21 protein-coding genes are annotated in these 20,658 nt (G+C 73.2%); 12 read left to right on the top strand and 9 right to left on the bottom strand.

The genetic code is table 11. The features are described 5' to 3' along the window. Positions 1-39: 39 nt before the first annotated feature. The 3 genes from ACEN8D_RS08385 to ACEN8D_RS08375 all read left to right on the top strand — a co-directional run bounded on the left by ACEN8D_RS08385 (position 40) and on the right by ACEN8D_RS08375 (position 5,460). Positions 40-1,260: a S24/S26 family peptidase gene (locus tag ACEN8D_RS08385; protein WP_495601229.1), complete on the top strand. Its 1,221-nt coding sequence runs from the start codon at positions 40-42 to the stop codon at positions 1,258-1,260. A 61-nt stretch (positions 1,261-1,321) separates the two neighbouring features. Continuing rightward, positions 1,322-2,485, top strand: a complete 1,164-nt coding sequence (locus ACEN8D_RS08380; protein ID WP_413400057.1) for a metallophosphoesterase family protein — start codon at positions 1,322-1,324, stop codon at positions 2,483-2,485. Beyond that, complete coding sequence (locus ACEN8D_RS08375) at positions 2,485-5,460, top strand: AAA family ATPase (RefSeq protein ID WP_495601228.1); 2,976 nt, start codon at positions 2,485-2,487, stop codon at positions 5,458-5,460. Before ACEN8D_RS08380 ends, ACEN8D_RS08375 begins: the two co-directional genes overlap by 1 nt. A gap of 184 nt (positions 5,461-5,644) precedes the next feature. On the opposite strand, the gene ACEN8D_RS08370 is transcribed toward ACEN8D_RS08375, so the two are convergent. Together ACEN8D_RS08370 and ACEN8D_RS08365 are read right to left on the bottom strand one after the other, a co-directional pair. Next, positions 5,645-5,821: a hypothetical protein gene (locus tag ACEN8D_RS08370; protein ID WP_156794771.1), complete on the bottom strand. Its 177-nt coding sequence runs from the start codon at positions 5,819-5,821 to the stop codon at positions 5,645-5,647. Next, complete coding sequence (locus ACEN8D_RS08365; protein WP_229087447.1) at positions 5,818-6,621, bottom strand: class E sortase; 804 nt, start codon at positions 6,619-6,621, stop codon at positions 5,818-5,820. The genes ACEN8D_RS08370 and ACEN8D_RS08365 overlap by 4 nt, the downstream gene beginning before the upstream one ends. 96 nt (positions 6,622-6,717) lie before the next feature. Here ACEN8D_RS08365 and ACEN8D_RS08360 point away from each other — a divergent pair, with 96 nt between their 5' ends. Further along, the gene (locus ACEN8D_RS08360; RefSeq protein WP_413400139.1) at positions 6,718-7,155 is read left to right on the top strand and encodes a GNAT family acetyltransferase; all 438 of its coding nucleotides are present in this window, start codon (positions 6,718-6,720) and stop codon (positions 7,153-7,155) included. 114 nt (positions 7,156-7,269) lie between these two features. Here the strand turns inward: ACEN8D_RS08360 and ACEN8D_RS08355 are convergent, their stop codons facing one another. Further along, the gene (locus tag ACEN8D_RS08355; RefSeq protein ID WP_495601227.1) at positions 7,270-8,214 is read right to left on the bottom strand and encodes an EamA family transporter; all 945 of its coding nucleotides are present in this window, start codon (positions 8,212-8,214) and stop codon (positions 7,270-7,272) included. A gap of 36 nt (positions 8,215-8,250) precedes the next feature. Here ACEN8D_RS08355 and ACEN8D_RS08350 point away from each other — a divergent pair, with 36 nt between their 5' ends. The 6 genes from ACEN8D_RS08350 to ACEN8D_RS08325 all read left to right on the top strand — a co-directional run bounded on the left by ACEN8D_RS08350 (position 8,251) and on the right by ACEN8D_RS08325 (position 14,716). Next, positions 8,251-9,378 (top strand): CPBP family intramembrane glutamic endopeptidase, encoded by a 1,128-nt coding sequence (locus ACEN8D_RS08350; protein WP_413399503.1) that lies wholly within the window; start codon positions 8,251-8,253, stop codon positions 9,376-9,378. A 9-nt stretch (positions 9,379-9,387) separates the two neighbouring features. Continuing rightward, positions 9,388-11,235, top strand: a complete 1,848-nt coding sequence (recQ, locus tag ACEN8D_RS08345) for a DNA helicase RecQ (RefSeq protein WP_413399504.1) — start codon at positions 9,388-9,390, stop codon at positions 11,233-11,235. A 79-nt stretch (positions 11,236-11,314) separates the two neighbouring features. Next, the gene (locus ACEN8D_RS08340; RefSeq protein WP_070416975.1) at positions 11,315-12,055 is read left to right on the top strand and encodes a lysophospholipid acyltransferase family protein; all 741 of its coding nucleotides are present in this window, start codon (positions 11,315-11,317) and stop codon (positions 12,053-12,055) included. A gap of 133 nt (positions 12,056-12,188) precedes the next feature. Then, a complete protein-coding gene (locus tag ACEN8D_RS08335) occupies positions 12,189-12,515 on the top strand; it encodes a hypothetical protein (RefSeq protein WP_413399505.1) in 327 nt (108 codons plus the stop codon). Between the two features lie 20 nt (positions 12,516-12,535). Further along, complete coding sequence (locus ACEN8D_RS08330) at positions 12,536-13,807, top strand: M23 family metallopeptidase (protein WP_495601226.1); 1,272 nt, start codon at positions 12,536-12,538, stop codon at positions 13,805-13,807. Between the two features lie 66 nt (positions 13,808-13,873). After that, the gene (locus ACEN8D_RS08325; RefSeq protein ID WP_413461349.1) at positions 13,874-14,716 is read left to right on the top strand and encodes an NAD(P)-dependent oxidoreductase; all 843 of its coding nucleotides are present in this window, start codon (positions 13,874-13,876) and stop codon (positions 14,714-14,716) included. On the opposite strand, the gene ACEN8D_RS08320 is transcribed toward ACEN8D_RS08325, so the two are convergent. After that, on the bottom strand, positions 14,713-14,973 hold the full coding sequence (locus tag ACEN8D_RS08320) for a hypothetical protein (RefSeq protein WP_413400083.1): 261 nt from the start codon (positions 14,971-14,973) through the stop codon (positions 14,713-14,715). The genes ACEN8D_RS08325 and ACEN8D_RS08320 overlap by 4 nt on opposite strands. A 9-nt stretch (positions 14,974-14,982) precedes the next feature. After that, positions 14,983-15,513 carry a MarR family winged helix-turn-helix transcriptional regulator gene (locus tag ACEN8D_RS08315; protein WP_413400084.1) on the bottom strand — a complete coding sequence of 177 codons (531 nt, stop codon included), beginning with the start codon at positions 15,511-15,513 and terminating at the stop codon, positions 14,983-14,985. Between the two features lie 198 nt (positions 15,514-15,711). Here ACEN8D_RS08315 and ACEN8D_RS08310 point away from each other — a divergent pair, with 198 nt between their 5' ends. Next, positions 15,712-16,629 carry an alpha-E domain-containing protein gene (locus ACEN8D_RS08310; RefSeq protein WP_413461350.1) on the top strand — a complete coding sequence of 306 codons (918 nt, stop codon included), beginning with the start codon at positions 15,712-15,714 and terminating at the stop codon, positions 16,627-16,629. Positions 16,630-16,711: 82 nt separating this feature from the next. Here ACEN8D_RS08310 and ACEN8D_RS08305 read toward each other — a convergent pair whose 3' ends face one another. Then, the gene (locus tag ACEN8D_RS08305; protein WP_396127752.1) at positions 16,712-18,049 is read right to left on the bottom strand and encodes an MFS transporter; all 1,338 of its coding nucleotides are present in this window, start codon (positions 18,047-18,049) and stop codon (positions 16,712-16,714) included. Between the two features lie 5 nt (positions 18,050-18,054). Beyond that, on the bottom strand, positions 18,055-18,465 hold the full coding sequence (locus ACEN8D_RS08300; RefSeq protein WP_413399954.1) for a MarR family winged helix-turn-helix transcriptional regulator: 411 nt from the start codon (positions 18,463-18,465) through the stop codon (positions 18,055-18,057). 94 nt (positions 18,466-18,559) lie between these two features. On the opposite strand from ACEN8D_RS08300, the gene ACEN8D_RS08295 reads away from it, so the two are divergent. Further along, complete coding sequence (locus ACEN8D_RS08295) at positions 18,560-19,312, top strand: SDR family NAD(P)-dependent oxidoreductase (protein WP_413399953.1); 753 nt, start codon at positions 18,560-18,562, stop codon at positions 19,310-19,312. A gap of 70 nt (positions 19,313-19,382) precedes the next feature. Here the strand turns inward: ACEN8D_RS08295 and ACEN8D_RS08290 are convergent, their stop codons facing one another. Together ACEN8D_RS08290 and ACEN8D_RS08285 are read right to left on the bottom strand one after the other, a co-directional pair. Next, a complete protein-coding gene (locus tag ACEN8D_RS08290; protein WP_413399816.1) occupies positions 19,383-20,336 on the bottom strand; it encodes an acetamidase/formamidase family protein in 954 nt (317 codons plus the stop codon). A 42-nt stretch (positions 20,337-20,378) separates the two neighbouring features. Then, on the bottom strand, positions 20,379-20,648 hold the full coding sequence (locus tag ACEN8D_RS08285) for a hypothetical protein (protein ID WP_071303526.1): 270 nt from the start codon (positions 20,646-20,648) through the stop codon (positions 20,379-20,381). Positions 20,649-20,658 lie beyond the last annotated feature (10 nt).

The following is a 20,658-nucleotide window of genomic DNA, read 5'->3' as shown; positions in this document are numbered from 1 at the left end:
CGTCACCGTCCGACAACGCGCCCCCGGTCGAAGGCAGTCATGGTCAGCATCGAAGTGCACGGCGGTCCCACGCCGCACGACGTGCTCCGTGACGCCCTCGACTGGGGGCGCGTCGTCGTCGCCACGCTCGCCCGCGGCGTCGTCGCGACCCTGCTCGGGCTCGCGCTCTGGGCAGCTGCTCCCGCCGTCATCGGCTGGCAGCCGACGACGGTGATGACCGGATCGATGGAGCCGCGGCTCACCCCCGGCGACGTCGTGGTCTCCCGCCCGGTGTCGGCCGGGGACGTCCGGATGGGCAAGGTCCTGCTCGTCGACGACCCGGACCAGCCCGGGCACCTCCGCATGCACCGCTACGTCGAGGACGGTCCGCGCGGCACGATCGTCACGAAGGGCGATGCGAACCCCCGGCAGGACTCCACGCCCGTCGAACCCTCGGCCGTCCACGGAGTCGCGTTCCTGCGGGTCCCGTTCGTCGGTGCGCCGATCGTCTGGCTCCGGGCGGGGGAGTGGGGCAAGGTCGGGATGCTGGCACTCGGTCTGGTCGCGGTGCTCGCGCTCTGCACGATCGACGGATCGCTGCGGCGGTTGGTCGGTCCGGCGGGGCGCTCGTCGGACGAGAATGCGTCGCGCGACGGGGGTGGCGGGCCGGACGGTGGCGCTGGCACTGTCAGGGTCGGTGGCGCCGTCGATGTCGGTGACAGCGTCGCCGTCGGTGCCGGTGACGGCCAGGAGGCGCGGGTCGACCCCGCCCCGCGCGTCGCCCCGGCCCCGACCACCGCCCCCACCGCCGTCGTGAGCCGCCGTACCCTCCGTCGTGCGGACCGCCGAGCGCGTCGGTTCCGCCGTCTCGGCGGCGCGGCCGCCGTCCTCGTGCTCGCGGGCGGCGCCGGGTTCCTCCTGCCGGCGGAGGCCGTCGCCGGACCGTGGTCGCGGACCACCGTCACGTCCACCTCGTTCGACGCTCTCACCGTCCCGCAGGCCACCGCGCTCGCCTGCACGCCGAACGGCGACGGCTCCGTGAACATCGGCTTCACCTACGGCGGCCCGGCCGCGACCTCGTTCTCGGTGATGAACGGGACGACGGCACTCGCCACCGGGTCGGCCTCACCCGTGCGTGTCACGGGCTCCGGACTCCTCAACCTCGGCCAGGTGTACACCGTCACCGTCCGCGTGAACTACCTCGGGAACTGGACATCGACGAGTACCGCGACCGCCCGGATCCAGACCGCGCTCGTCGGCACCAACCTCAGCTGCGCCTGAGTTCTCCACAGGTCGCCGCGGGGCACCCGGCGATGTCCCCGGCCGGCGCTACCGTGACCGCATGCGCATCCTGCACACCGGCGACTGGCACCTCGGCCGCACACTGCTGGGTGCCGACCTGCTCGAGCACCAGGCGGCCTTCCTCGACTGGCTCGTCGACCAGGCCCGGGTGCGTGCGGTCGACCTGGTCGTCGTCGCCGGGGACGTCTACGACCGTGCCATCCCGCCGGTCGACGCCGTCCGGATGCTGTCCAGGGTGCTCGAACGGCTGGCCGAGACGGCCACGGTCGTCATCACCCCGGGCAACCACGACTCCGCCGCACGACTCGGCTTCGGTGCCGGCGTGATGGACCCGCGGGTGCGGATCCTCGCCGAGCCCGCAGGCATCGCCACGCCGGTCCTCGTCGACGACGCCGACGGGCCCGTCGCGGTGTACGGCATCCCGTACCTGCACCCCGACCTCACCCGGTACGCCCTCGCGGCGGTGCCCGACGAGCCGCTCGCCCGCTCGCACCAGGCCGTCGTCGGTGCCGCGATGGACCGCGTCCGCGCCGATCTCGCCCAGCGGCCCGGTACGCGCAGCGTCGTCGTGTCCCACGCGTTCGTCGGCGGGACCGAACCGAGCGACAGCGAGCAGGACATCCGCGTCGGCGGGGTCGACCGGGTGGCGCGTGCCGTGTTCGACGGCATCGACTACGTCGCGCTCGGGCACCTGCACGGGCCGCAGCGGGTGGGGGACGGCGACCGCGTGCGGTACGCGGGCTCGCCGCTCGCGTTCTCGTTCGGCGAGCGGCGCCAGCAGAAGTCTGTCACCGTCGTCGACCTCGACGACTCCGGGCAGGTGACGGCCGAGCTCGTGCCGACGCCCGTGCCGCGGCGGCTCGTCGACGTCCGGGCCACGATCGACGAGATCGAGTCCGGGGCGCACCGGTCGGCGGCGGACGCCTGGGTCCGCGTCGCCGTGACGGACACCGTCCACCCGGAACGGATGTACGCCCGGGTGAAGGACCACTTCCCCCACGCCCTCGCCATCACGCACGAGCCGGCCGACCGCGCCGAGCGTGCCGCAGCCCGCGCGGTCACGGCGACGTCCGACCCGGTCGAGGTGGCAGCCGACTTCGTGTCGTTCGCCACCGGCACCGCGCCGGACGACGACGACCGCGCGATCCTGACCGAGGCGTACGAAGCGGCCGCCCTGGCCCTCCAGCGTGAGGGGGACCGCTGATGTACCTGCACCGGCTCGAACTCCGCGCGATCGGCCCCTACCCGGACCTCGTGTCGATCGACTTCGCCGCGCTCGCCGCCTCCGGGGTGTTCCTGCTCGAAGGGCCGACGGGTTCCGGCAAGTCGACGATCATCGACGCCGTGGTGTTCGCCCTCTACGGCGGACTGGCCGGTGCCGACGCGAGCGACGACCGGTTGCACAGCCAGCACGCCGACCCCGCGGTCGAGCCCTTCGTCGAGCTCGTGTTCGAGACCGGTGCCGGTGTGTACCGCGTCCGACGCACGCCGCAGTACCAGCGCCCGAAGCAGCGGGGGACCGGCACCGTGAAGCAGCAGGCCTCCGCGCAGCTGTTCCGCCTCGCCGGGCCGGCCGACGTGGCCGGTGAGCCGATGTCCTCGCGCATCCCCGAGGTCGCGGTCGAGATCGCCCGGATCATCGGCCTCGACAAGGCGCAGTTCCTGCAGACCGTCGTCCTGCCCCAGGGCGAGTTCGCCCGGTTCCTGCGGTCTCCCGGCGAAGACCGCCGCAAGCTGCTGCAGTCGTTGTTCGGCACGCAGGTCTACGACCGGACGGCCGACGAACTCGCTGTCCGCCGTCGCGCCGTCCTGGCCGAGGTCGAGGGCGCCGACGCCCGGGTCCGCGACGCCCTGAACCGGTTCGCCCAGGCCGCGGGTGTCGACGAGCCGGACGAGTCCGACGTCCCCGCGACCGTCGCGGCACTCCGAGCGACCGCCGACGCTGCCGAGTCCGCTCGCGCCACCGCGTCGCGCGCGGCCGCTGCTGCGGCGGCGCACGAGCAGTCGGTCACTGCTCGTGCAGCCGCACTGGACCGCCGCGCCGTCCTCGTCGCACGTCGTGCGGAACTCGACGCGGGTGCCGACGGGGTCGCCGCGGCCCGCGTGCGCCTGGCGTCGGGCGAACGCGCTGCCCGCGTCGCAGTCGTCGCCGACGGGCTCGACGCCGCACGCGCCCGATCCGACCACGCCACCGCGGCGGCGGACGCCCTCCGCGCAGAGCACGGCGTGACGACCGACCGAGACGCCCTCGCCCACCAGCGGACCGCCGTGACCGAGTGCCTCGCCGCGGTGCGGCACCGCATCGACCTCGAACGGGCGCTCCCCGGCAGGCGTCGGGCGATCACCGACGCCGTCGCTCGCGGAACCCTGCTCACCGAACGCCTCGCCGACCTCGACACCGCGCTCGATGCCCGCCCCGCCGAACGCGCCCGCATCGTCGAGGACGCCCGGGCCGCCGCCGCGCTGGCCGCCGGGTCCGAGGCCGCGCGGCTCGAGGTCGAGCGTGTCCGTGCACTCCGGGCCGACCTCGTCGCCCGGGCCGCGTCCGAACGGCGCGTGCAGGGTGCCGAGCAGACCGTCGTCGCGGCCCGCGCCACCGCCCACGAGCTCGTCCGGGTCGAGCAGCAGTTGCGGGAGCGCCGCATCGCCGGTCTCGCCGGAGAGCTCGGCGCCGCACTCCTGCCGGGCGACCCGTGCCCGGTGTGCGGGGCGACGGAGCACCCGGTCGTCGCGACACCGCAGGACGACCACCCCACGACCGAGGCGATCGAGGCCGCGGCCGAACGTGCCCGGGGTGCCGAGCGCGCCCTCGGCGACGCCGCGACGGCCCTCGCACTCGAACGGGCCGAACTCGCCCGGCTCGTGCAGGTCCTCGGTGACGTCGACGACGACACCGTCGACGCCCTCGCGGCTGCGGCCGACGCAGCCGTCACGGCGGCGCACGACGCGGCCGTCCGCGTGCGCGACCTCGAACAGCAGCGGGCCGCACACGACGAGGGAACGCGCACCCTCGAACGGCAGCGGAACGAGGTCGACGCCGAACGCGCCGTCCTCGCCGGCGCAGCGGCAGCCGATGCCGAGCGCCTCGAGCAGGACGAGTCGGCGGTGTCGGCCGCGATCGAACGCGTGGCCGAACACCTCGACGGTGCGCCGGAGACCCTGCGCCAGGGGGTCGAGTCGCTCGACGCGCTCGTCGGTCGACTCGACGCGGTGCTCCAGGCCGACAGCCGCGCGGACTCGGCAGCAGCGGACGTCCGCGAACGTGCGGCCGAGGTGGACCGGGTCCTCACCGAGCAGGGGTTCGACGACGTCGTCTCCGCCCGCGCCGGGGTCCTCGACCGAGCGGACGCCGAAGCACTCCGGGCCGAGGTCGCCCGTGCCGACCAGGCGCGCGCGGTCGTCGACGCGGGACTCGCCGAACCGGCGGTCGTCGCTGCGGCCGACGACGACCCGGCAGCACTCGACCTCGACGGAGCCCGCGCAGCACGGGACGCCACCGCAGCCGCGGCCGAGGCAGCCGTCCGCGCGGCCACGTCGGCGGTCGACCAGGCCGTCGCGTCCGAACGGTGCGCAGCCGAGCTGGACGCCGCGGTCCGTGCTCGCGACGACACCTCTGCGCGCAGCCGGGCCGTGGTGCGGCTCGCCGACGTCGCGGCAGGGGTCGCAGCAGCCAACCCCACCGGGATCACCCTCGGCACCTACGTGCTCATGCGCCGGTTCGAGGACGTCGTCGCCGCGGCGAACGACCGGTTGCGGGCGATGCTCGCGGGCCGGTTCACGCTGGAGACCTCCGACGAGCGGGAGTCCGGCTCACGTGCACGGCGCACGGGCCTCGCACTCGCCGTGCACGACCAGACGACCGACACCGTGCGCGACCCCCGCAGCCTGTCCGGCGGCGAGACCTTCACGGTGTCGCTGTGCCTCGCGCTCGGTCTGGCCGACGTCGTCCAGGCCGAGGCGGGCGGGGTCTCCCTCGGCACGCTGTTCGTCGACGAGGGGTTCGGCACGCTCGACCCCGAGACGCTCGACGACGTGATCGGGCAGTTGTCGCGCCTGACCGCGGGCGGCCGTCAGGTCGGGATCGTCAGCCACGTCGAGGAGCTCAAGCAGCGGATCCCGGAGCGCATCGCCGTGCGGCGCACGTCCGACGGTGGATCCCGGGTGACGACCACGGTCTGACGCGCCCGCGCCCGCGCCCGCCCCCGCGCCCGCGCCCGCCCCCGCGCTCGCGCCCGCGCACGCACCCGCCCCGCCCCCGCCGCGCCATCGTGCGAGGTCCCGCGCTCGGTGCGAGGCGCCCGACGTCCCACCGTCAGCGGAACCTCGCACGGTGCGAATTCAGGACGCTGCGCAACCCCACGCGTCAGGGCGACGGCGACACGTCCACCGTGCCGTCCGGCGGCGGCAGGATGTCCGCAGCGACCCACGGGAACACGAACGTGAACAGGACCCACACGATCGCCGCGAGGAGCACGAGCAACTCGATCACCTTGAGCGCCGCGGGGCCGGGCAGGATGCGCCAGACGAACGGGAAGATCACTTCGACGTCTCCGAGAGTTCCTTCGGGGTGCCCTCCGACGCGGGCATCCAGTAGTCGAGCTTGGCGTGCGTGACGTACCGCTCCTTCGCCGACCACATCGGGTGGCACGCGGTCAGGGTGAGCCAGCGGTCGTCGGCCGTCGGCTCGACCCCGGGCTTGTTCGGCACCGGGGCGATGGTCTCGACGTGGTCGGGCGTGACGATCTGCGAGTCGGTGACCTTGTAGACGTACCAGACGTCGAACTTCGTCTTCGCGTCGGTCACCCGCACCACGACGTCGTCGCCGGTCTTGAGCTCGGCGATCTGGTTGAGCGGCTTGCCGTAGGTCACGCGGTGCCCGGCGACGGCGAAGTTGCCCTCGGCGCCCGGCATCGCGGTGTCCTGGTAGTGGCCGAGGCCGATCGTGTTGAGGACCTTCTCGCGGTCGGTGCCCTCGCCGATCGGGCGCTCGTAGTCCTTGCCGAACCGGGGGATCTGCATCGTGCCGAAGACGTCGGTGACGTTCGGCGGCTCGGCGAGCACGGGAGCGGGCCCGCGGTGCTCGGTGCCGGTCCCCGAGACGTCCTTCTGCCCGAGGCCGTCGACGAGCTTCGTCTGCTCGTTGACCGCGACGACGTCCGTCCACCACGCCGTCCACACCACGTACAGCCCGGTGCCGGCGCCCGCGATGATGAGCAGCTCGGCGATGAGCGAGACGATGGCGCCACCCACGGTCTGGCGGCGACGCGGTGCCCGTCGCGCAGCACCGGCCGCACCGTCGCGGCGATCTCGGCGCGACGGGAGTGTCTCGTGTGCGGTCACGGGGCTCCTGATCCGGATGGGGTGGTCGGACAGGTCTATCAGATCACGACGACGACCCCGTGACGAGGTTGTCCACAGCACCGTTACGGTGAAGTGATGCAGCACGTCCTCCGCCGGTTCGACCCGGCCGACACCGAAGCCGTCGTCGCCCTGTGGCAGGCCTGCGGTCTCGTCCGTCCTTGGAACGACCCCCGTCGCGACATCGCCCGCAAGCTGACCATGCAGCCGGAGCTGTTCCTGGTCGCCGAGGACGCCGAGGACCCCGCCCGTCCGGTCGTCGGAGCGGGCATGGCCGGGTTCGACGGGCACCGCGGCTGGGTGAACTACCTGGCGGTGCAGCCGGACCTGCAGGGCTCGGGGCTCGGGCGTGCGTTCATGGCGGAGTTCGAGCGACTGCTGACGGACCTCGGCTGCCCGAAGCTCAACCTGCAGGTCCGGGCCGGCAACGAGCAGGTCATCGGCTTCTACGAGGTACTCGGCTACACCGACGACCGCACGGTCTCCCTCGGCAAGCGGCTCATCCCCGACGCCTGACGCCCGGCCCGCTCCGGCCGCCCCGAATCTCGGCTCCGCGGACAGTTTCGCGGCCCTGCGACCACGAAACTGTCCGCCCAGGCGAGACTCGCCCGATGCGGCGCCGCGCCCGGCCTACGCGAGCGCCAGCCCCACCGCGGCGCCGAACGCCAGCACGATCCCGGCCCACTGCACGGCAGTCAGCCGCTCCCGGAGCACGATCCCGGCGAGCACGACCGTCCCGATCGGGTACAGCGCGTTGAGCACGCTGACCACGGGCAGGGTCGCTGGGTCCTCACTCGAGTGCAGCCCCGCTTGGATGAAGACGTTCGCCGCGGCGTCGAGGACGCCGCAGGCGACCACCGTCCACACCAGGCGGGCCGGCCAGCGTCCGCCACCACGGATGCCGGGAGGCGCGGCAGACCCCGGAGCGTCGGCCGACCTCGCGGGGTCTGCCGCGCCTCCAGGGCCCCGCCCCGTGACCGCCGCCCGCCGCGTCACCACGACCGCCGCCGTCCCGAGCAGCACCGCCTGCAGCACCCGCGACACGACCAACGGCACCACCCCCGAGTCCGACGGCGTCATGTCGTACGCGAGCACGATCCCGCCGAAGCCGCACCCCGCGACCGCCGCCGTCACGAGCCCCACCGCGGTCACCCGCGCACCCGACGTGTCCCGCACCGCCGCCACCAGGACCACCGCGACCACCGCGACGACCAGCGCGACGACCGCGAGGCCGGACAGCGCCGTCCCGCGCAGCACCGCCACCAGGACGGGCACGACGGCGGCGAAGACGGCGGTCAGCGGCGAGAGCACGCTCATCGGGCCGATCGCCAGCGCGCGGTAGAGGAGGAGGACGCCGACGCCTCCGGACGCCCCCGCGACCGCGCCCCACAGGACGGAGTCCGCACCGAACGCACCCCCGACCACGACGAGCCCGACCAGCAGGGGCACGATCCCGACCGCCGCGGCGACGGCGGCCACCGTCACCGCACGGACTCGACGTGACGCGAGGCCGCCGAGGAAGTCGGCGAACCCGTAGACGAGCGCGCCGGACAGGCCGAGGACGACGGTGAGCACGGCTCCCATCCTGCCCGGCCCGGTAGCCTGCGTGGCGTGAGCGTTCCATACCACCGCCTGCCCCGCGTCGACGCACGCTGGAGGTGGTGGCGCCCGCTCGTGGCGCTGGCGTTCCTCGCCGGCTGGTACTTCGTCTCGCAGGTGATCATCGCCGTCGCGTACTTCGTGCCGATCGGCGCGACCCAGGGGCCACAGGCGCTCATCGACCTGCAGAACGACCTCGCGAGCGGGGCGCTCGACCCCACCGACCCGGTGGTGCTGTCTCTGTCGCTCGTGTCCCTCGTGGTCCTGCTGCCGGGCATCCTGCTCGCGGTGAAGATCGCGCGCGTCGGTCCCGCCGGGATCCTGTCGTCCACGCGGTTCCGGGTGCGCTGGGGCTGGACGGCCTGGTGCCTCATCCCGACGCTCGTCATCGCGGCGATCATGTTCTGCTTCCAGGGGCTCGGGATGCTCACCTTCGACGGCGGCCTGGGGTGGGACCACGCCGCGATCGGCCAGTCGACGGTGTCCCTCGGCACGCTGACCACGACGCTCGTGCTCGTCATCGTGCTCGTGCCGTTCCAGGGCGCCGCCGAGGAGTACATCTTCCGCGGCTTCCTCATGCAGACCATCGGCTCGTGGATCCCGGTCCGCATCGTGGGCACGGTCCTCGCCGTCGCGGTGTCGACCGTCGTGTTCGCCCTGCTGCACATCCCGAACGGCTACAACGTCTGGGGCATCCTCGACGTCGGGTCGTTCGGCCTCATCGCCGCGATCATCGTGCTGCGCACCGGCGGCCTCGAGGCGACCGTGTTGCAGCACGCCTTCAACAACATCATGATCTTCGTGCTGCAGGCGCCGGGTTGGTCGGGGATCGACCTCTCGTCGCAGGACGCCAACGGGACCGTCGGCGGCTGGCTCGTCACCCTCGGTACCTCGCTGCTCTACTGGGGCATGGTCGAGGTGCTCGCGCGGTGGCGCCACCTCGACCGCCGCTTCGCGGGCGCGGCCGCACCGCGGTTCCGTGGTCCGGCACCGGTCTGGGCGGGTGGCGGGCGCTGGTTCGGTCCAGGAGGCACGGGCTGGGCGAGCGCCCCGGCCCGCCTCGACGAGACGGCCGGCTCGGCCGACGGGGCGGACGCAGCGCCTGTGGACAACGCCGTGGGTGTCGTCGGTCGGCCGTAGGCTCGTGGCATGAGCACCACGCCCGCGCCCGCCGCCGTGTCTGCTTCCCGAGCCGCCGCGCTCGACGTCCTGCACCGCGTGTGGGGCTACGACGACTTCCGGGGCGAACAGGCCTCGATCATCGACCAGATCGTCACCGGGGGCGACGCGCTCGTCCTCATGCCGACCGGCGGTGGCAAGTCGCTCTGCTACCAGGTGCCGGCACTCGTGCGGGACGGCGTCGGCGTGGTCGTGTCGCCGCTCATCGCGCTCATGCAGGACCAGGTCGACGCCCTCGCGGCGAACGGCGTCAAGGCCGCGTTCCTCAACTCCACGCAGGGGCCGGACGAACGTGCCCGGGTCGAACGCGCCGTGGTCTCGGGCGAGGTCGACATGCTCTACCTCGCGCCCGAGCGGCTCCGGCTCGAGTCCACGCGCGCACTGCTCGACCGCGCGCAGATCGCCCTGTTCGCCATCGACGAGGCGCACTGCGTCGCCCAGTGGGGCCACGACTTCCGGCCGGACTACCTCGAGCTCAGCGTCCTGCACGAGCGCTGGCCGACCGTGCCGCGCATCGCCCTGACCGCCACCGCGACGCCGCAGACCCACCGCGAGATCTCCGCCCGCCTCGGCCTCGACGACGCCGCGCACTTCGTCGCCGACTTCGACCGGCCGAACATCCAGTACCGCATCGAATCGAAGACCGGGGCGCTGCAGCAGCTCCTCACCTTCATCCGCACCGAGCACAGCGGCGACGCGGGCATCGTGTACTGCCTCTCCCGCAACTCGGTCGAGCGCACCGCTGCCGCGCTGTCCGAGCAGGGGATCCCGGCGCTGCCCTACCACGCCGGTCTCGACGCCAAGGTGCGGGAACGGAACCAGTCCGCCTTCCTGCGCGAGGACGGCGTCGTGATGGTCGCCACCATCGCGTTCGGCATGGGGATCGACAAGCCGGACGTCCGGTTCGTGGCGCACCTCGACCTGCCGAAGTCGGTCGAGGGCTACTACCAGGAGACCGGTCGTGCCGGGCGTGACGGGCTCCCCTCGACCGCCTGGCTGGCGTACGGCCTGAACGACGTCGTGCAGCAGCGCCGGATGATCGACCAGTCCGAGGGCGACGCCGCGCACCGTCGGCAGCTCAGCGCGCACCTCGACGCGATGCTTGCCCTGTGCGAGACCATCGAGTGCCGGCGCGTCCGACTGCTCGCGTACTTCGGGCAGGAGAGCACGGCGTGCGGCAACTGCGACACGTGCATCGCCCCGCCCGAGTCGTGGGACGGCACGGTCCCGGCGCAGAAGTTCCTCTCCACCGTGGTCCGGCTCGACCGTGAACGCGGCCAGCGGTACGGCGTCTCGCACCTCGTGGACATCCTCGTCGGCAAGCAGTCGCCCCGGGTGCAGGAGCTCCGGCACGAGTCCCTCGCCACGTTCGGCATCGGCAGCGACCTGGGCGAGGCGGAGTGGCGCACCGTCGCCCGACAGCTCCTCGCGCAGGGCTACGCGGCGGTGTCCGGCGACGGGTTCGGCACGGTCGTCCTGAGCCCGACGAGCGCCGACGTCCTCGCCGGCCGCGTGCAGGTGCGCATGCGGCGCGACCCGGTGAAGGCACCCCGGGCCTCCCGCAACCGCCGGACCGTCGTGACGGACATGCCACAGGAAGCCCTCGGGCTGTTCGAGGCCCTGCGCGCCTGGCGTGCGGCCCAGGCCCGCGAACAGGGCGTCCCGGCGTACGTGGTCTTCAACGACGCGACGCTGCGGGGCATCGCGGCGGTGAAGCCGTCGGACGAAGACCAGCTCGCTGAGATCTCCGGCGTCGGCGGGGCGAAGCTCGAGCGCTACGGCCGTGCGGTGCTCGATGTCGTCGCCGCGGCCGAGTGATCGCGACACATTCCGTGGCGGGCATGCGATCGGGGTCGTGATCACTACACTCGGAGACTCCCGTCACGAGGAGGCCCGTGTGTCCGGATCGTCGAAGTACACCACGCTGAGCCGTGCCTTCGTGGCGCCGCTCGCTCGCATGATCTGGCGGCCGCGGATCATCGGTCGGAAGAACATCCCGAAGCGTGGACCGGTGATCCTCGCGAGCAACCACCGCTCGTTCATCGACTCCCCGACGATCGGCCTCCTCGCCCCGCGGAAGGTGTTCTTCCTCGCGAAGAAGGAGTACTTCACGGGAAAGGGTTTCCGGGGCTCGGTGACGCGGGGCTTCTTCGAGGGCATCGGCGCGATCGGTGTCGAGCGCGGTGCGGGTTCGGCCGCGCAGGAGGCCCTCGACCTCGGGCTCGAGCGACTCCGGGCCGGCGATGCGTTCGCGATCTACCCCGAGGGCACCCGGTCCCTCGACGGCCGCCTCTACCGGGGCCGCACCGGAGTGGCCTGGCTGGCCCTGACGAGTGGTGCACCCGTGGTGCCCGTCGCTCTCACCGGCACCCAGGACGTCCAGCCGGTGGGGTCGCGCGTCCCGAAGCTCGCGAAGGTCACGGTCGAGTTCGGTACGCCGCTCGACCTCTCCGGCTTCGGAGAGGCCTCGTCCGGCCGGGCTCGTCGTCACGCGACGGACGCCGTGATGGCGGCGATCCAGGAGCTCAGCGGACAGGAGCCCGCGAACGCCTACAACAACCCGCCGGCGACGATCGTCGAGCGGGTGCGGCAGGTCCTCCGACGCGACGACCCGACGGCCGCGGTCGAGCCCGACTGACGCGCTCATACACGAAAGGTGCTATTGCACATCTGAAATACTGGTGGTTCAATGGAGTCGTGCCAGGGGCACACTCCGCCCGCGTCCCGCCCGAGAACGGGACGCCCGACCACCTGATCGGAAGGCAAGCAGCATGTCCTCCACGCCGCTCTTCGACTCCATCGCCCGCCGTGCCGAACGGCCGACCCCCGCTCCGGCGGCACCGGCAGCTCCGAGCGCGCCGACCTCGCCGATGACCACCCCGGTCGAGCCGCAGGGCCCCGTGTTCGTCCCGGCGTCGCTCGTCGCTGCGATCGAGGCCGCCCCGACGCGCGTGGTCGCCGCGACGACCGCTCACGCGGTGGCTCCGGAGCAGCTCGTCCTGGTCGAGGCCGTCGCCGACGCGATCGCCCGCGCCGTGGTGGACGCCGTCGTGACCGAGCTCGACCGCATCGCCCGCGACGGCGTCGTCCGCGCCTGAGCCGGCCCTCGACGAAGCCGATGTCCACGACGACGGACCGCCTGCCGATGCGCCCGCGGGGCGCCGCTCGCCACGCGGCCAACGCCCCGGCCGGGGTCGAGCCGCTCCCCACCCGTCGTGCTCGCCGTGCGGCAGAGCGTGCGGCGGCGGACCTGACCACCGCGCCCGGCACCGGCACCCGCGCCGACGCCGGCACCGGCACCAGCACCGGCGCCATGCCGCTGCGCGCCGCCGCTCCGAGCATCGAGACGCCGGGCACCGACGTTCCGAGCATCGCCAGCCTCCGGCATCCCGGCGTCCCCGCGGCGTCCGTATCGCCGCCCGCGCCGACGTCATCGGCGTCCGAGCCGTCGACCCCATCGGCGTCCAGGCCGCCTGCCCCGTCGGCCTGCCGGGCTGCGTCGGCCCCGCCGGCCGTCCCGGTCGTGTCCCCGACCGTGACGACCGGAGCCGTCACCCACTCGACCACCGGGGCGGCGGTGTCCCCTCCCGCCGCCCCGGTCTCCACCAGCGCAGGGAACCCTCAACCCCTGCCGTCGCGACGGACGCTGCGCACCGAGACGCCCGCGATCCGCCCCACTGCCCTCGGGCATGCCGTCACCCAGGCGATCACGCTGCCGCTCCGCTCGATCGGCTCCGCCTTCGCGTCCGCCCGGGCCGTCCCGCTCACCGCGACCGCCGTCGCCGCGTGCCTGTTCGTCACCGTCGCCACACCGCAGACGGCGACGGCAGCGAGCGCCACGTCGGTGCTCCCCGCGCTCGACGTGCAGGAGTACACGACCTCGGCGACGTCGACCGCCCGCGCCGAGCGGGACGGCTTCGCGATCGGCCGGGCACCCGAGCGTCGTGCGGCAGCGGCTCCGACGTTCGAGGCGGCTCCCGGCGCCTCGGCGGCGAGGCCCGTCGCGGGGACGATCCCGGCAGCGGGCGGCTTCGGCTCGCGGTGGGTCAGCGGCTGCGGCGCCTGTTCGACGAACCACCAGGGGCTCGACTTCGCCGCGCGCGAGGGGACGGCCGTCGTCGCGGCGATGTCCGGACGCGTGGTGTCCGCCGGGGTCGTCGGCGGGTACGGCAACCAGGTCCTGCTGCAGCACGCCGACGGCTCTCAGACCCGGTACGGGCACCTCTCCCAGATCGGTGTTCGGGTGGGGCAGACCGTGACGGCGGGGCAGCGCATCGGTGCCGTGGGGAACACCGGCGTCTCGACCGGGTCGCACCTGCACTTCGAGGTCCTCCACGGTGGGGTGGCGGTCGATCCGGCGGTGTGGCTCCGGGACCGCGGACTGCTCTGACCGACGGCGCGTACCGTCGAACGGGCGACCGCACGGTGCGGCGCAGGGACGGAGACGCGCGTGCGGGTGACGGTACTGGGGACCGGGGCGATGGGTGCCGGGGTGGCTGGGTCGCTGCTCCGCGAGGGCCACATGGTGACCGTGTGGAACCGGAGCGCCGACAAGGCCGCTCCGCTGGGTGAGCAGGGTGCGACCGTGGCGGACGACCCCGGTGCAGCGGTGGCCGATGCCGAGGTCGTGCTGCTCACGCTCTTCGACACGGACGCGGTGGTGGACGTCCTCGAGGCTTCCGCGGGCGACGCCCCGACCGACGCCGTGTGGGTGCAGTGCTCCACGATCGGCGTCGCCGGCACCGAGACCGTCGTGCAGCTCGCCGCGAAGTACGGGATCACCCTCGTCGAGGCGATGATGCTCGGCACCAAGGCACCCGCTGAACAGGGCACCCTGACGATGCTCGCCGCCGGACCCGCGGACGTGCTCGACCGCATCGACCCGGTGCTCGACGCGATCGGCGCGAAGACCGTGCGTGCGGGGGACCAGGTCGGTGCCGGGACCGCGCTCAAGCTGGCGGCGAACGCCTGGATCGCGTCGATCACGGCCGCGACCGGGCAGTCGCTCGCGGTCGCGAAGTCGCTCGGGCTGGACCCGGCGCTCTTCCTCGAGGCGATCGACGGCAGCGCCAGCGACTCGGCCTACGCGCACACCAAGGGCGGGTCGATCATCGAGGGGTCGTTCCCGGCGCAGTTCGCGCTCGACGGTCTCCGGAAGGACATCGGCCTCATCACCGACGCCGCGCGCAGCACGGGGGTGTCGACGGTCCTGCTCGACGCACTGGGCCGGGTCTACGCCGACGCCAGCGCTGCTGGACACGGCGGCGACGACATCGCTGCCGTCGGCACGGCGTTCTAGCGCAGGTCGTCACGCCGGGCCGTGCGGCGCCCGTCCCGTCCGAGGAACCGTCGGAGCGCGTTCGTCAGGCGCCCCACGGTCTCGTCGTTCATCGTGTTGGCGAGGTCGAACGCCTCGCGCGCGGGATCGGCACCGGCCTGGATCCGACGGAGTGCGGCGTCCGCACGGGCCCGGGCGTCGAGTTCCGCCAGGGGCATGTCGTCCTCGGGGTCGTGCGGCGCGGGCGTCGCGGTGCCTTCGGAGCCCGTGTCTGCCATGCCAGCAGGCTACGCGGACCGGCTGACGCGGTGCCCACGACCGGCGACGTCGACGCCGTCCACGACGCGGGCCATCTCGTCGAGGAACGACACGATGACGGCCATGTCGTCGGTCGACAGGTGCTCGGTCGCCTCGACCGCGCGGGAGTCGAGCTGGTCGATCACCTGGAGCACCTGGCGCATCGAGCCACCGGACGCGGTGAGGATGACGCCGCGACGGTCGTTCGGGTCCGTGTGGCGTTCGACGTGCCCGCTCCGGACGAGCCGGTCGACGAGTGCCGACGTCGACGCCGGGGTGATGTCGAGGTGCTCGGCGAGGTCCTTCGCGTTGACCGTGCGGCCGGCCTCTTCCGCGTCGAGGAGTGCGCGGAGCGCGAGCAGGGCGTTCTCGCCGATGCCCAGTGCCTCACGCGCGCGTCGCTGTGCCGCGCTCTCGGCGCTCCGGTACCTGCGGAGTGCGTTCAGCACGTCCACCGCGTCGACCCGGGAATCCTCGCCGTACCAGAACCCCGCGGCGCTCGTCGTCACCTCGGTACTCATGGTCACAATGCTAGACGCTCTAGTTAGATTGTCTAGCGAGCGCGGGGAGTGGACCGGGGACGCACGCCGCACGTCCAGGATCGGACCCGGCACACGGGCGCACCAGCGGGGTCCGCGCCGAGCCGCAACACCCGTGACGCGGCGACGAAACACCCTCGCAATCCCCGGTCAGTAGGTTCACGGCATGCAGGAGCCGACGTGCTGAGCCGACTCGCGGGGAGCGTGTTCCACGTCGGGAGCGCCGTGGAACGGGCCGAGGTCGTCGCGCGCATGCTCGACGTGTACGTCGCCCGCGGTGAGCCCGCAGGGGTCGAGCACGACCGGGCGGTCGCCGCCGAGCTCCGGGCGGTCGCCGCCGAGCTCCGGGCGGTCGTGGGGGCCGCGGGACCGGCGAACGACCCGGACCGGGCCTCGACGATCGACTCCCTCGCCCTCGACCGGCACGAACCGGCGTCCATCGCATCGGCCGTCGCGGTCGCGCGGGACAACGCCCGGCGTGCCCGCGAGGTCGTCTCCACCGAACTGTGGGACTGCCTCAACGTCACCCGGTCGCGGATGCCCCGCAAGGTCGCACCCGATCGTGCTCACGAGTTCCTGGCGTGGGTGCGGGAGCGCAGCGCCCTGGCGATCGGGGTCGTCGAGGCCGATGCGAGCCACGACGAGGTCTGGGAGTTCTTCACGCTCGGCCGTGCGCTGCAGCGGTGTTCCGTCACGGCGCGACTGCTCGCGTCGGGGCTGCTCGACCCGGAGTCGGGTGCATCGTGGACGACGGCGCTCCGGGCGTGCGGCGCCGGCGAGGCGTTCCAGCGCGGCCGCGACCACCACACGCCCGGGCCGGAGGACGCCGCGGCGTTCCTGCTCCTGGACGAGCACAGTCCGCGGTCGCTGCGGTTCCTCGCGCGGCGGGCGGAGGAGTGCCTCGCCGACGTGGCGCCGTCGTGCATCGCCGACGAGGTGCGTGCGTTCGCGGACACCCGGGCGGGCCTCGAGTCGGTGTCCGACGACGGCGCGGTGCTGGCAGCCCGCGCCGCGGGGGAGCGGCTCGCGGCGGCGGCGGACCTGGTGGTGCAGGCCCTCGACGAACGCGTCTTCGCCGCGCCCGAACCCGCGCGCTGAGCCGCGCCCTGGACCGACGTGACGACGGACGGGAGGCGCGGTGCGGGGCCGACCCGAGCCTCCCGTCCGTCAGGCGGTCACGTCAGACCGCGCTGGACCGGTCCGCGACCGCCTCGTCCCGCTCCAGGTCCTGCCGCAGCGCCGCGCGCGACGCGCGGGTCCCCACGACCGGCACCGCGTGCGTGATCGCCAGGTGCAGCCGGGTGTCCGCGTCGTACCGCACCCGGAAGCGCTCGTACCGGATGAGCCACACGAGCGCGATCGCCAGGGCCACGAACCCCGATGCCGCGCCGACCGCGATGGCCCAACGCGGACCCCACGCGTCGGCGACGGCGCCGACGATCGGGGCGCCGATGGGGGTGCCGCCCGCGAAGATCGCCATGTAGAGGGCCATCACCCGTCCGCGCATCGCGGGCTTCGTGGTGGTCTGGACGAGGGCGTTCGCGGTCGTCATGAACGTCAGCGACGCGAGCCCGACGAACACCAGGACGATCGCGAACGACCAGTACGTCGGGGCGACGGCGGCCGCGACGCAGGCCAGGCCGAACCCGGCGGAGGCGATCACGAGCGTGCGCATCCGCGGGCGGTCGCGGCGTGCGGAGAGCAGGGCGCCGGCGACCGAGCCGATCGCCATGACCGAGTTGAGCAGGCCGAACTCGCCTGCGCCCTTGTGGAACTCGACGCGGGCCATGGTCGAGGTGAAGATCGGGAAGTTCACGCCGAAGGTCCCGACGACGAAGATCATGCAGAGCACGACGATGATGTCCGGTCGGGTCCGCACGTACTGGAAGCCCGCGAGGATCTGCCCCTTGCCGCGCTTCGGCCGGATCCGTTCGGCGAGCTGCGCCGGATCGACGAAGCGGAGCGCGACGAGCACGGCCAGGAACGAGGCGGCGTTGATGACGAACACCCAGCCGGAGCCGATCGCCGCGATGAGCACGCCGGCGACCGCGGGGCCGATCAGCCGGGCGGCGTTGAAGGAGGCCGAGTTGAGCGCCACGGCGTTGGCGACGTTCTCGCCCTGCACGACGTCGGAGACGAAGGCCTGGCGGATCGGGGTGTCGAACGCGGCGACGATGCCGAGCGCGAGGGCGAACCCGTAGAGCGACCAGATCGTGGCGGTGTCGGTCAGCACCATGATGCCGAGCCCCAGGCCGAGGGCACCCATCAGCCCCTGCGTCAGCATGAGCATCTTGCGCCGGTCGAACCGGTCGGCGGCGAGCCCGGTCAGGGGCAGGAGGAGCAGCTGCGGACCGAACTGCAGGGCCATCGTGATGCCGACCGCGATGGCGTCGTTGTCGGACAGCTTCGTCAGGACGATCCAGTCCTGGGCGGTGCGCTGCATCCAGGTGCCGACGTTGGACACCAGGGCGCCAGCGAACCAGATGCGGTAGTTGCGGCCGGACAGGGAGCGGAACATGGCGGTCACTGCTGGGCCAGCCTCCTCATGATCTCGGTGGCGTCCGCGAGGGTCCGCCGTTCTGCGTCGCTGAGCTCCGCCAGACGCGGGGTGAGCCAGCCGTCCCGACGACGACGGGTCTCCTCGACGAACGCGGCACCGGCGCCGGTCGCCCCGAGCAGGACCTTGCGGCGGTCGTCGCCGTGGTCGCCCTTCGAGACGAGGCCGCGCTCGACGAGGACGGCGATCGTCTTCGTCATCGACGGTGGGGTGACGCCGTCCTGCCGGCTGAGTTCGGCGAGGGTCATCGGGCCGTCGCGGTGCAGTCGGGCGAGTGCGGAGAACTGGGCATCGCTGACGGCGGTGTCGGCCTTCTGCGCGCGGAGCGTGCGGGAGAGGCGGTTCACCGCGGTGCGGAGGTCGGTGGCGTCGGTCACGGGTCATTAGCCTAGCAAATTAGTTTAGCGAACGAACTGGTTTTCGGGTGTATCGTTCTGTTGAACAACAGGTGTTGTCCAGAGAGAAGGAATCATGTCCGAGTTCGAGGGCAAGGTCGCCATCGTCACCGGTGGCGGCAGCGGCATCGGCGAGGCCGTCGCGAAGGAGCTCGCCGCTGCGGGCGCGACGGTCGTCGTCACCGACATCAAACTCGACGCCGCACAGCGGGTCGTGACGTCGATCGAGGAAGCCGGCGGGACGGCGAGTGCGTTCGAGGCCAACTCGGCCGTCGCCGCCGACAACGAGCGCATGGTGCAGTTCGCCGTGGACACCTACGGTGCCCTGCACCTCGCCGTGAACAACGCCGGCATCGGCGCCGCACCGCAGCCCATCGGCGAGTACGACGTCACCGCGTGGGACCGCGTGCGTGCGGTGGACCTCGACGGGGTGTTCTACGGCCTCCGCTACGAGATCCCCGCGATGGTCGCCGCCGGCGGTGGTGCGATCGTGAACATGTCGTCGGTGCTCGGCTCGGTCGGCATCGCGCAGAACGCCGCCTACGTGGCGTCGAAGCACGCGCTCGTCGGCCTGACGAAGGTCGCCGCCCTCGAGTACACGGCGCAGGGCGTCCGGACGAACGCGGTCGGCCCGGGCTTCATCGACACGCCGCTCGTGCGCGCGTCGCTCTCGCCCGAGGCGCTCACCGCGCTCGAGGCCGAGCACGCGGCGCAGCGACTCGGCACCGATGCCGAGGTCGCTGCCCTGGTGCTGTTCCTGCTCAGCGACAAGGCGTCCTTCATCAGCGGCAGCTACCACCTGGTCGACGGCGGCTACAGCGCCCACTGACCCCGGTGGTCGGACGGGAGGCGCGGCGCGCGTGAGCGGGTCCGCTCACGCACACCGCGCCTCCCGTCCGTCAGCGCGGTGCGTCCGACGACACGATCGCGTCGTGCGGGAGGAGGGCATGCACGCCCCACGTGCGGTTCGCGACCTGCGTCACCCGCATGCTCACGACGACGCTCGCCATGGCGAGCGCCTCGCCGCGACCGATCCCGTGCAGCCCCACGATCCAGTCGACCATCCTGTCGAGGGCGGTCGTGGTCGCGGCGTTGAGGTCCGCGTCGAAGCCGAACGTGATCCGGCCGGCGGGGGTGTCGGCGTGCACACCCGCCACCGGCGCCCGGTCGAGCAGCGACAGCGTCATCGTCGTCGTCATGCCGCACTCGATCGCCGTCCCGGAGACCTCGCCGTCCCCCTGCGCCGCGTGCCCGTCCCCGACGAAGAGCAGGGCCTCGGGCACGGTGACCGGCAGGAAGAGGGTCGAACCCGCGACGAGCTCTCGGCAGTCGACGTTCCCGCCACCGGCTTCGCGCGGCGGGATCGTGGAGTGCTCTCCTGTGGCCTCCGGCGGGAGCCCGACGACGCCGAGGAACGGGGCGGTGCGCACGCCCAGTCCGAGTTGGTTCGCCGCGGTGCCCGACGCCCGGTCGATGTCCCAGAGCAACGGACCGCGTGACGCGGCATCGGTCAGCCCGAGCGCACGGTTGACCGGGGTGTCGACCCCGCCGGAGCCGGTGTACCCCCAGTCGTCGGGGACGAGTTCGTCGAAGCGGACGGCGAGGACCGCGCCCGGCCGCGCGCCGCGGACGGCGATCGGACCGACCAGGCAGTGGCCGCGGCGCGGATCGATGCGGGTCGGCGCCTCGAGCCCCGGGCCCGGCTGCCGTTCCGTGTAGCCCGCAGCGCTCAGCGTGCGGACGGTCACGGTGCCGCCGGGAGCGACGGTCAGCACGGGGCTGCGCTCGGCGGTGAGGACGTCGACGGCCGAGTCGACCGTGGTGTCGATGTGGTGGTGCGCGGTGGCGGTCACCGCCCGATCATCCCAGGCGAGCGCGGTCGGAGGGGGTGCTCGTCAGTGGAACTGCGGGATCGTCATCCAGATGCCGAAGAGCACGGCAGCGATGCAGACCGCGAAGCACAGCCCGGCACCCGCCAGCGCGAGCGGGGGCGTGTGGCCGGACCGCGGGGTCTCCTGCGCGTACTGGGTGTGCTCGCCCCCGGCGTCGACCGGTTGGCCGGTGCCGAGCAACCGCAGCCCGAGCGTGTAGAGGAGCACCACGCCCACGGCGGCCACGAAGCCGACCCCCGCGACGGTGCCGATGCTGGTGAAGTCGATGTCCATCGTCGTCCCC

The sequence above is a fragment of the Curtobacterium sp. Curtsp22 genome (assembly GCF_059492135.1).
Note: the sequence above shows the minus strand (reverse complement) of the source record. Positions and strands in the feature narration are given on the sequence as shown.

What these genes read in the sequence shown, in the direction of transcription:
- ACEN8D_RS08380 (WP_413400057.1), top strand. Translation starts at nt 1,322, where the DNA reads ATGCGCATCCTGCACACCGGCGACTGGCACCTCGGCCGCACACTGCTG.
- ACEN8D_RS08305 (WP_396127752.1), bottom strand. Translation starts at nt 18,049, where the DNA reads ATGTTCCGCTCCCTGTCCGGCCGCAACTACCGCATCTGGTTCGCTGGC.
- ACEN8D_RS08385 (WP_495601229.1), top strand. Translation starts at nt 40, where the DNA reads ATGGTCAGCATCGAAGTGCACGGCGGTCCCACGCCGCACGACGTGCTC.
- ACEN8D_RS08335 (WP_413399505.1), top strand. Translation starts at nt 12,189, where the DNA reads ATGTCCTCCACGCCGCTCTTCGACTCCATCGCCCGCCGTGCCGAACGG.
- ACEN8D_RS08330 (WP_495601226.1), top strand. Translation starts at nt 12,536, where the DNA reads ATGTCCACGACGACGGACCGCCTGCCGATGCGCCCGCGGGGCGCCGCT.
- ACEN8D_RS08285 (WP_071303526.1), bottom strand. Translation starts at nt 20,648, where the DNA reads ATGGACATCGACTTCACCAGCATCGGCACCGTCGCGGGGGTCGGCTTC.
- ACEN8D_RS08295 (WP_413399953.1), top strand. Translation starts at nt 18,560, where the DNA reads ATGTCCGAGTTCGAGGGCAAGGTCGCCATCGTCACCGGTGGCGGCAGC.
- recQ (WP_413399504.1), top strand. Translation starts at nt 9,388, where the DNA reads ATGAGCACCACGCCCGCGCCCGCCGCCGTGTCTGCTTCCCGAGCCGCC.
- ACEN8D_RS08375 (WP_495601228.1), top strand. Translation starts at nt 2,485, where the DNA reads ATGTACCTGCACCGGCTCGAACTCCGCGCGATCGGCCCCTACCCGGAC.
- ACEN8D_RS08320 (WP_413400083.1), bottom strand. Translation starts at nt 14,973, where the DNA reads ATGGCAGACACGGGCTCCGAAGGCACCGCGACGCCCGCGCCGCACGAC.
- ACEN8D_RS08315 (WP_413400084.1), bottom strand. Translation starts at nt 15,513, where the DNA reads ATGAGTACCGAGGTGACGACGAGCGCCGCGGGGTTCTGGTACGGCGAG.
- ACEN8D_RS08360 (WP_413400139.1), top strand. Translation starts at nt 6,718, where the DNA reads ATGCAGCACGTCCTCCGCCGGTTCGACCCGGCCGACACCGAAGCCGTC.